The following is a 9,499-nucleotide window of genomic DNA, read 5'->3' as shown; positions in this document are numbered from 1 at the left end:
CACAGGCCGGAATAGACAGGGGGAGTCGCGCCGCAGGCGCGGCGGGGGCAGCGCCCCCCTGATGCGACGGGTCCCACACCGCATCGACCGCCGGCAATGGCGTAGGGCGGGGTTTACCCCGCCGCCTTCTTCGCGATGTTGAGGCAGACCTCGGTCGCCTTGGCCATGTCCTGGACCGAGATCCATTCCAGCGGCCCGTGGATCTCCATCATGCCGGTGAAGACGTTGGGCGTCGGCACGCCCATCTCGGTCAGGCGCGAGCCGTCGGTGCCGCCGCGGATCGGCACCGAGACCACCTCCAGTCCCGCCGCGCGCACCGCCTCGCGGGCCAGCTCCACCGGGGTCATGTCCTTTTCCAGCCAGTAGCGCATGTTGCGATATTGGGGGCGGATCGCGCAGCTGATCGTGGCGCGCGGTTCGGTGGCCGCCACCGTCTCGCAGACCTGTTTCAGCAGCGCGCCCTTGGCCGCCAGCCCGTCGAGCTCGAAGTCGCGCAGGATGAACTTCAGCTGCGCCTCGGCGGCGCCGCCGCTCATCTCGTAGAGGTGGATGAAGCCCTCGCGCCCCTCGGTGGTCTCGGGGGTCAGCGTCACATGCGGCAGGGTCGTCACGATCTTCGCGGCCAGGTGCAGGGCGTTGACCAGCTTGTCCTTGGCCCAGCCCGGATGCGCCGAGACGCCGGTGACCGTGACCACCGCGCCATCGGCCGAGAAGCTCTCGAACTCGATCTCGCCCGGCTTGCTGCCGTCGAAGGTATAGGCGAAATCCGCGCCGAGGTCCTTCGGCAGCCGGGCATCGACGCCGCGGCCGATCTCCTCGTCGGGGGTGAAGGCCAGCCGCAGCTTGCCATGGGGGATAGCGCGGTCGGCCAGCAGGTGCCTTGCCGCGGTCATGATGATCGCCACCCCGGCCTTGTCGTCGGCGCCGAGCAGCGTGGTGCCGCTGGCGGTGATGATGTCCTCGCCGACCTTCTCGGCGAGATAGGGCGAGACCTCGGGGTTCAGCACCAGACCCGGCGCATCGGCGAAGGCGATGTCGCCGCCGTTGTAGCCGCGGTGAACCACCGGCTTCACCCCCGTGGCATTGAACTGCGGCGCGGTGTCGACATGGGCGCAGAAGCCGACCACCGGCGCGCCCTCGACCGTCGCCGGCACCGTCGCCAGCACCGCGCCGTAGTCGGTCAGCTGCACCTCCTCGGCGCCCATCTCCTCAAGCTCGGCCACCAGCAGGCGGGCCATGTCGAGCTGGCGCGGGGTGCTGGGCGAGGTCGGCGAGGTCTCGTCGCTCTGGCTGTCGATGGCGGCATAGCGCACGAGGCGGGCTTCGAGTTCGGCGTCGAACGGGCTGCGCATGGGGTCTCTCCTGCTGGGTCGAGGCGCATCAGCACCCCGCGCGCGCAGAGTGTCAAGCGCCGCCAGGGCGGGAAATCGCGGCCTTACGGGCCTGCTGCCCCTTGAAACCATGCCCCTCATGGGCAATGTGACCTGAAACGACAGGAGCCGTTGCATGTCATTGCCCGTCAGGGATCAGCTGAAATACTGGGGCATCGCCGCGGCGGTGTTCGCCCTGGTGCTGTGGTTCCTCGGCGACGTGCTGATGCCCTTCATCCTGGGCGGCGCCATCGCCTATTTCATCGACCCGGTGGCCGACCGGCTGGAACGCGCGGGCCTGAGCCGCGCCGGGGCGACCGCGCTCATCACCGTCATCGCGCTGCTGATCTTCCTGCTGGCGGCGCTCTTGGTGGTGCCGACGCTGATCCAGCAGATGATCGACCTGGTGCAGGTCTTGCCGCAGCTCACCCACCGTTTCCAGACCTTCCTGGGCGAGCATTTCCCCTCGCTGCTCGACGGCAGTTCGACCATGCGGCGCACCCTGGCCTCGCTGGGCACGGCGATCCAGAGCAAGGGGCCGCAGCTGATCGAGACGGTGCTCGGCTCGGCCATGTCGCTGGTCAATATCCTGGTCCTGCTGGTCATCGTGCCGGTGGTGGCGGTCTACATGCTGCTCGACTGGGACCGGATGATCGCCCGCATCGACGAGCTGCTGCCGCGCGAGCACGCGCCGGTGATCCGCCGCCTGGCCGGCGAGATCGACCAGACGCTCTCGGCCTTCATCCGCGGCATGGGCACGGTCAGCCTGATCCTCGGCACCTATTACGCTGCCGCGCTGATGCTGGTCGGCCTGAACTTCGGCCTGGTGGTCGGCTTCATCGCCGGGCTGGTCACCTTCATCCCCTATCTCGGCGCGATGATCGGCGGGGCGCTGGCCATCGGCCTGGCGCTGTTCCAGTTCTGGGGCGACTGGCTGTCGATCGGCATCGTTGCCGGTATCTTCGTCATCGGCCAGGTGGTCGAGGGCAACTTCCTCACCCCCAAGCTGGTCGGCGGGTCGGTCGGGCTGCACCCGGTCTGGCTGATCCTGGCGCTGTCGGTCTTCGGCGCGCTGTTCGGCTTCGTGGGGATGCTGGTCGCCGTGCCGGTGGCCGCCGCGCTTGGCGTGATTGCGCGCTTTGCAGTCGAGCAATACCGCTCCAGCCGCCTCTACACCGGCGCGCAGCCTCCGAAGGACGACTGATGGCCCGACAGCTGAGCCTGGACCTGCCCGTGCGCACGGTGCTGGGGCGCGACGACTTTTTCGTCGCGCCGTCGAACGCATTGGCGCTGGCGATGATCGAATCGACGCCGACCTGGCCGGTGCCGCAGCTGACGCTGAGCGGGCCGGCGGGATCGGGCAAGACCCACCTGACCCATGTCTGGGCCTCGCTGACCGGCGCGCCGATCCTGGCCGCCGCCGACCTGCCGGGCGCCGACCTGCCGGCGCTGGCCGAGGGGCCGGTGGCGGTCGAGGATGTGCCGGCCATAGCCCAGGACCGCCCGGCGCTGGATGCGCTGTTCCACCTCTACAACCTCGCCACCGCAAGGCGCAGCCCGCTGCTGATGACCGGGCGCGGCGCGCCGAGGCGCTGGAACCTCGCCCTGCCCGACGCGCAGAGCCGGATCGACGCCGCCTGCCACATCGACCTCGAGGCGCCGGACGACCGGCTGCTGGCGGCAGTGCTCGCCAAGCTCTTCGCCGACCGCCAGCTGGTGCCTCCGGCCGATGTCATCGCCTATATCCTGCGTCACGGCGAGCGCTCCTTCGCCGCCGCCGCCGCGACGGTGGCGCAGATCGACCGGCGGGCGCTGGAGCAGGGCCGCAAGGTCTCGCGAGCACTGGTTGCCGAAGTTCTGGGCGAGTCTGGCGGCGGCGTCTGAAATCTGTCACGCTGCGGTTACAATCCGTTGTTACCGCCGGCACATGACACAAGCTGACTTCCTCAAATCCGACTTCCCCGAGGCCATCGACCTGCCCGACGTCGACCTCTCGGGGCCGGGACGGTTCTATAACCGCGAACTGAGCTGGCTTGGCTTCAACTGGCGGGTGCTGGAAGAGGCCGAGAACCCGCGGGTGCCGCTGCTCGAACGGCTGCGCTTCGTGTCGATCTCGGCCAACAACCTCGACGAGTTCTTCACCGTCCGCGTCGCCGGCCTGCGCGAGCTGGCGATTGCCGGCAATACCACGCCCGCAGCCGACGGGCTGACCCCGGCGGAACAGCTGGCGCTGATCTCCGAGGACGCCCGCCGCCTGATGCAATCGCAGCAGAAGGTGCTGGTCGGCCTGTTCCGCGAGATGGAGGAGGCCGGGATCTCGGTCCTGACCCGCGAGGGGCTCGACGCCGCCGACGTCGCCTTTCTCGGCGATGTCTTCATCAGTCAGGTCTTCCCGGTGCTCTCGCCCCTGGCGATCGACCCGGCGCATCCCTTCCCCTTCATCCCCAACACCGGCTATTGCCTGGCGCTGGAACTGGAGCGCACCCGCGACGGGCGCAACCTTCAGGCGCTGCTGCCGGTGCCCGCGCAGATCGACCGTTTCGTCGCCCTGCCCTCGCCGGCGGGGCGCAACCGCTTCCTGCCGCTGGAAGAATTCCTGCTGCTCGAAATCGGCCAGCTGTTCCCCGGCTACCAGCTGAAATCGCATTTCGAGTTCCGCGTGCTGCGCGACAGCGACCTCGAAGTCGAGGAAGAGGCCGAAGACCTGGTGCGCGGCTTCGAGGTGGCGCTCAAGCGCCGCCGCCGCGGCGAGGTGGTGCGCCTGACCCATTCCGCCGGCGCGCCCGAGAACCTGCTGCGCACCGTCATGCGCGAGCTGGGCGTGGAACGCACCGAGGTGATCGCCGTCGACGGGATGCTTGGCGTCGCCGACCTGTCCAAGCTGGTGATCGATTCCCGCACCGACCTGCTCTGGCCCACCTTCACCCCGCGCGTGCCGGAACGGGTGATGGACTTCGAGGGCGACATGTTCGCCGCGATCCGCCAGAAGGACATGCTGCTGCATCACCCCTACGAGACCTTCGACATGGTGATCCGCTTCCTGCAGCAGGCGGCGCGCGACCCGGACGTGGTGGCGATCAAGCAGACGCTCTACCGCACCTCCAAGTTCTCGCCCATCGTCGAGGCGCTCTGCGAGGCGGCCGAGGACGGCAAGTCGGTCACCGCGCTGGTCGAGCTCAAGGCCCGCTTCGACGAGGCCGCCAACATCCGCCAGTCGCGCCGGCTGGAACGCGCCGGGGCGCATGTGGTCTATGGTTTCATCGACCTCAAGACCCATGCCAAGATCTCGACCGTGGTGCGCCGCGAGGGCGACAAGCTGGTGACCTATACCCATTACGGCACCGGCAACTACCACCCGATCACCGCGCGCATCTACACCGACGTCAGCTTCTTCACCTGCGACCCCGCGCTGGGGCGCGACGCCACCAAGGTGTTCAACTACCTCTCCGGCTACGCCCAGCCCGAATCGCTCGAGAACCTGGCGATCTCGCCGATCACGCTGAAACCGCGCCTGCTGGAACTGATCGAGGCCGAGATCGCCCATGCCGCCGCCGGACGGCCGGCCGAGATCTGGGCCAAGATGAACTCGCTGATCGACCCCGAGGTGATCGACGCGCTCTATGCCGCCAGCCAGGGCGGCGTGAAGATCAGCCTCGTCGTGCGCGGCATCTGCGGGCTGCGGCCCGGCATCAAGGGCCTCTCCGAGAACATCCGGGTGAAGTCCATCGTCGGCCGCTTCCTCGAACATTCGCGCATCGTCTGCTTCGGCAACGGCCGCGGGCTGCCGTCCAAGCGCGCCCGCGTATTCATCTCCTCGGCCGACTGGATGGGGCGCAACCTGAACCGCCGGGTCGAAACGCTGGTCGAGATCAAGAACGACACGGTCAAGGCGCAGATCGTCAGCCAGATCATGGCGGCCAACCTCGCCGACGTGGCGCAGAGCTGGGTGATGTCGCCCGACGGCAAGTTCCACCGCTCGCCGGTGCCCGAAGGCACCTTCGCCTTCTCCTGCCACCGCTTCTTCATGGAGAACCCCTCGCTCTCCGGGCGCGGCTCGGCCGGGGCCAAGGACGTGCCGCAGCTGACCCATACCGAGGACTGAACCGCGCGCCCTTGACCACGGGACGCGGAGCCCGCATTGCGGCAATGCAGCGATTGACCCGCGCGCCGGCTTATCGCAGTCTCGCCACCAGAAGACCGGGGATCGCATGAACGAACAGGCCCAGACCGAAGCAACCGATGGCGGCCCTTTCGGGAAGCCGCTGTTCGATGACCCCGGCACCCGCGCCCTGAGCCGCGTCGGCGTGGTCGATATCGGCTCGAACTCGGTTCGCCTGGTGGTCTTCGACGGCGCGGCGCGCTCGCCGGCCTATTTCTACAACGAGAAGATCATGTGCGCCCTGGGCGCCGGTCTCTCGGAAACCGGCAAGCTGAACCCCGAGGGGCGGATCCGCGCGCTGGCCGCGCTGCAGCGCTTCCAGCTGCTGGCCGAGGGCATGGGCCTGCCCGGCCTCACCGCCGTGGCCACTGCCGCTGTGCGCGATGCCGAGGACGGCCCCGCCTTCCGCGAGGAGGTCTTCCAGAAGACCGGCCTCCGGATCTGGGTGATCGACGGCGAGGAAGAGGCCCGGCTCTCGGCGCAGGGCGTGCTGCTGGGCTGGCCCGGCGCCTTCGGGCTGATCTGCGACATGGGCGGCTCCTCGCTGGAACTGGCGGAGATCCGCGAGGGAAGGGTCGGCAAGCGCCTCTCCACCTCCGAACTCGGGCCGCTGAAGCTGCGCGCGCTCAAGGGCGGCACGCGCGCGCGCAACGACCATATCCGCGGCGTGATCGACCGGCTGGCCGAGCGCATGGGCCCGCAGCACGACCGCCTGTTCCTGGTCGGCGGCAGCTGGCGCGCCATCGCCCGCATCGACATGGCGCGGCGCAACTACCCGCTGAAGGTGCTGCACGAATACCGCATGACCAATACGGCGGTGCGCGAGACCCTGGCCTATATCGCCGAACGCAGCCCCGAGGCGCTGAAGGCCGAGACCGGCATCTCGGGCGCCCGGATGGACCTGATCCCCTATGCCGCCGAGGTGCTGGGCCGGCTGGTGCGCACCTTCCGCCCGCTCGACATCGCGATCTCCTCCTACGGAATCCGCGAGGGGCTGCTCTACGAGCAGATGCCCCAGCGCCTGCGCGACCGCGACCCGCTGATCGAGGCCTGCCGATTTGCCGAGGCCAAGGACGCCCGCCTGCCGGGGTTCGGGCGCATCCTCTACGACTTCGTGATGCCGCTCTTCCCCACCGCCACGCCGCCGCAGAAGCGGCTCATCAAGGCCGCCTGCCTGCTGCACGACGTCAGCTGGCGCGCCCATCCCGACTACCGCGCCGAGGTCTGCTTCGACAACGCCACCCGCGCCAACCTCGGCGGGCTGAAACATTCCGAGCGCGTCTTCCTCGGCCTCGCCCTGCTGCACCGCTACCGCAACAAGCGCGAAGGCACCGCCTTCGAGGAACTCTACGGCCTGCTCGACGCCAAGGGCCAGCACATGGCCGAGGTGCTGGGCAAGGCGATGCGCTTTGGCGCCATGCTCTGGATGCAGAACACTTCGGCCACCGGCCACCTCGAATGGAACTCGCGCCGCCGCCGGTTGATCCTGTCGATGCCGGAACGCGCGATGCCGCTCTACGGCGAGGTGGCACAGTCGCGCATGGCCTCGCTGGCCCAGACCATGGGCGCCACCGTCACCATCCGCAAGCTGCCCTGACAAGGCGCCGCCGCAAGCGACCAAACACCCAAGGCATGCGCGCCGCGCCCCTGATTTCTCTTCTTTCCAAATACCTCCGGGGGTGAATTGGCCGCCAGGCCAAGAGGGGGCAGCGCCCCCCACTCCCCGCCTGCCGTCAGGCGCTCAGGTCTGGTGCCGCGCCCGTGCCCCGCGCTCGATCGCCGCCGCGTGCAGGCGGTCGAGGTTCAGCTCGTAGCGGATCTCCTCGAGCATCCGGTTCTCGTTCTCGGTGATGACCCCGTCCGCCGCCGCCACGTCGCAGGCCAGCGCATAGGCGGTCTCGAACAGCCGTTCCGGCAGGTTGTCACGGATCAGCCCGAAGAGCGCGTCGATCCCCTCCTCCTGCTCGAAGAGGTCGAAGATGATCTTGCTGACCTCCTTCATGCGGTCGATGTCGTAATCGGCGAAGACCGGCAGGTGGTTGACCGAGGCCTGGATCCGCAACAATTCGGCGGTGCGGATGGTCTCGTCCGAGGCCGAGACCGCGACCATGATGGCGACAAGGCAGTCCTGGGCGCTGAGCGGGTGGTCTTCGGTATCGGCCACGGGGGCTATCCTTCCGGTTGTGCTGCGAACAGGACCCAAATTATTGACGTCGCTGCATTCGCACAATAGGTAGCGGCGTCACGCCGCGCCCGGCGCGGCCCTGATCCCGGAGACCACCCATGTCCACGATGCGCGATGCCGCCCTCACCTCGAAAGCCTGGCCCTTCGAAGAGGCCCGCCGCGTGTTGAAACGCTACGAGAAGGCGCCGCCGGAAAAGGGCTACGTGCTGTTCGAAACCGGCTACGGCCCCTCGGGCCTGCCCCATATCGGCACCTTCGGCGAAGTGGCGCGCACCACGATGATCAAGCGCGCCTTCGAGGAGATCTCGGACATCCCGACCCGGCTGATCTGCTTCTCGGACGACCTCGACGGGATGCGCAAGGTGCCGGGCAATGTCCCGAACCAGGAGATGCTGCGCGAATACCTGCAGATGCCACTGACCTCGGTGCCCGACCCCTTCGGCGAATACGAGAGCTTCGGCCACCACAACAACGCCATGCTGCGCCGCTTCCTCGATACCTTCGGTTTCGAATACGAATTCTACTCGGCCACCGAATTCTACCGCTCGGGCCAGTTCGACACCATCCTGCGCCGCGCCGCCGAACGCTATGACGCGATCATGAAGGTGATGCTGAAGAGCCTGCGCGAGGAACGCCAGCAGACCTATTCGATCTTCCTGCCGATCCACCCCGAGACGGGCCGCGTGCTCTATGTCCCGATGAAGGAGGTCAACGCCGCCGAGGGCACCATCACCTTCGACGACGAGACCGGGCGCGAATGGACCCTGCCGGTCACCGGCGGCAACGTCAAGCTGCAGTGGAAACCCGACTTCGGCGCCCGCTGGGCGGCGCTCGGCGTCGATTTCGAGATGTATGGCAAGGACCATTCGACCAATACGCCGATCTACGATTCGATCTGCGAGATCCTGGGCGAGAAGGCGCCGGAGCATTTCACCTACGAGCTCTTCCTCGACGAGAACGGCCAGAAGATCTCCAAGTCCTCGGGCAATGGCGTCAGCATCGACGAATGGCTGACCTATGCCTCGACCGAGAGCCTGGCCTATTTCATGTATCAGAAGCCGAAGACCGCCAAGCGGATGCACTTCGACGTGATCCCCAAGGCGGTGGACGAATACCACCAGCAGCTGCGCGCCTTCCCGACGCAGGATGCGGCGGCGCAGCTGAACAACCCGGTCTGGCACATCCACGGTGGCAAGGTGCCCGAGTCGACGCTGGTGGTGCCCTTTGCGATGCTGCTGAACCTGGCCTCGGTCTCGGGCGCCACCGACAAGGAGGCGCTCTGGGGCTTCATCCGCCGCTATGCGCCCGAGGCCTCGCCGGCAAGCCACCCCGACCTCGACCAGGCCGCCGGTTTCGCGGTGCGCTACTTCAACGATTTCGTCAAGCCGACCCGCAGCTTCCGCGCGCCCACCGAGCTGGAGCGCGAGGCGCTGGAGGCCCTGCGCGCCGAACTCGCCGCCTACGACGGCCCGGTCGAGGACGAGGCGCTGCAATCGGTGGTCTATGCCGTGGGCCGCGACCGCTTCGACCCGCTGCGCGGCTGGTTCACCGCGCTCTACGAGGTGCTGCTCGGCGCATCGCAGGGCCCCCGCTTTGGCGGCTTCATCGCGCTCTACGGCGTGGAGGAGACCATCGCCCTGATCGACGCCGCCCTGGCCGGCAAGCTGGCCTGACCTCGGGCAGGCGCCCCTCCCCTCTCCCCGCGGAGGAGAGGGTTGGGGCACGGGGGAGCAACCCGCCCACCACCCCGCGCAACAGCTCCCTTCTCCCCGAGGGGGAGAGGGT

General features: G+C 68.2%; 7 protein-coding genes. 5 read left to right on the top strand and 2 right to left on the bottom strand.

Features of this window, described 5'->3' with window-relative positions; translation table 11 throughout:
- Nucleotides 1-113 precede the first annotated feature (113 nt).
- Nucleotides 114-1,352: a peptidase T gene (gene pepT / locus IE266_RS07725; RefSeq protein ID WP_189679448.1), complete on the bottom strand. Its 1,239-nt coding sequence runs from the start codon at nt 1,350-1,352 to the stop codon at nt 114-116.
- Nucleotides 1,353-1,506: 154 nt separating this feature from the next.
- On the opposite strand from pepT, the gene IE266_RS07720 reads away from it, so the two are divergent.
- From IE266_RS07720 to IE266_RS07705, 4 genes are all read left to right on the top strand, one after another.
- The gene (locus tag IE266_RS07720; RefSeq protein ID WP_189679447.1) at nt 1,507-2,574 is read left to right on the top strand and encodes an AI-2E family transporter; all 1,068 of its coding nucleotides are present in this window, start codon (nt 1,507-1,509) and stop codon (nt 2,572-2,574) included.
- Complete coding sequence (locus IE266_RS07715; protein WP_189679446.1) at nt 2,574-3,254, top strand: P-loop NTPase family protein; 681 nt, start codon at nt 2,574-2,576, stop codon at nt 3,252-3,254. The genes IE266_RS07720 and IE266_RS07715 overlap by 1 nt, the downstream gene beginning before the upstream one ends.
- A 43-nt stretch (nt 3,255-3,297) precedes the next feature.
- Nucleotides 3,298-5,472: an RNA degradosome polyphosphate kinase gene (locus IE266_RS07710; RefSeq protein ID WP_189679445.1), complete on the top strand. Its 2,175-nt coding sequence runs from the start codon at nt 3,298-3,300 to the stop codon at nt 5,470-5,472.
- A gap of 106 nt (nt 5,473-5,578) precedes the next feature.
- On the top strand, nt 5,579-7,126 hold the full coding sequence (locus IE266_RS07705; RefSeq protein ID WP_189679444.1) for a Ppx/GppA family phosphatase: 1,548 nt from the start codon (nt 5,579-5,581) through the stop codon (nt 7,124-7,126).
- 144 nt (nt 7,127-7,270) lie between these two features.
- On the opposite strand, the gene IE266_RS07700 is transcribed toward IE266_RS07705, so the two are convergent.
- On the bottom strand, nt 7,271-7,639 hold the full coding sequence (locus tag IE266_RS07700) for a tellurite resistance TerB family protein (protein ID WP_229863934.1): 369 nt from the start codon (nt 7,637-7,639) through the stop codon (nt 7,271-7,273).
- A 173-nt stretch (nt 7,640-7,812) separates the two neighbouring features.
- On the opposite strand from IE266_RS07700, the gene IE266_RS07695 reads away from it, so the two are divergent.
- Nucleotides 7,813-9,387, top strand: coding sequence for a lysine--tRNA ligase (locus IE266_RS07695; RefSeq protein ID WP_189679442.1), 1,575 nt, complete (start codon nt 7,813-7,815; stop codon nt 9,385-9,387).
- The last annotated feature ends 112 nt before the right edge of the window (nt 9,388-9,499 follow it).

This window comes from Seohaeicola zhoushanensis, from assembly GCF_014656415.1.
GTDB classification, from domain to species: domain Bacteria; phylum Pseudomonadota; class Alphaproteobacteria; order Rhodobacterales; family Rhodobacteraceae; genus Seohaeicola_A; species Seohaeicola_A zhoushanensis.
The sequence above is the reverse complement of the archived record's forward strand: the minus strand, read 5'-3'. Positions and strand labels throughout refer to the sequence as shown.

What these genes read in the sequence shown, in the direction of transcription:
- IE266_RS07695 (WP_189679442.1), top strand. Translation starts at nt 7,813, where the DNA reads ATGTCCACGATGCGCGATGCCGCCCTCACCTCGAAAGCCTGGCCCTTC.
- IE266_RS07720 (WP_189679447.1), top strand. Translation starts at nt 1,507, where the DNA reads ATGTCATTGCCCGTCAGGGATCAGCTGAAATACTGGGGCATCGCCGCG.
- IE266_RS07710 (WP_189679445.1), top strand. Translation starts at nt 3,298, where the DNA reads ATGACACAAGCTGACTTCCTCAAATCCGACTTCCCCGAGGCCATCGAC.
- IE266_RS07700 (WP_229863934.1), bottom strand. Translation starts at nt 7,639, where the DNA reads ATGGTCGCGGTCTCGGCCTCGGACGAGACCATCCGCACCGCCGAATTG.
- IE266_RS07705 (WP_189679444.1), top strand. Translation starts at nt 5,579, where the DNA reads ATGAACGAACAGGCCCAGACCGAAGCAACCGATGGCGGCCCTTTCGGG.
- pepT (WP_189679448.1), bottom strand. Translation starts at nt 1,352, where the DNA reads ATGCGCAGCCCGTTCGACGCCGAACTCGAAGCCCGCCTCGTGCGCTAT.
- IE266_RS07715 (WP_189679446.1), top strand. Translation starts at nt 2,574, where the DNA reads ATGGCCCGACAGCTGAGCCTGGACCTGCCCGTGCGCACGGTGCTGGGG.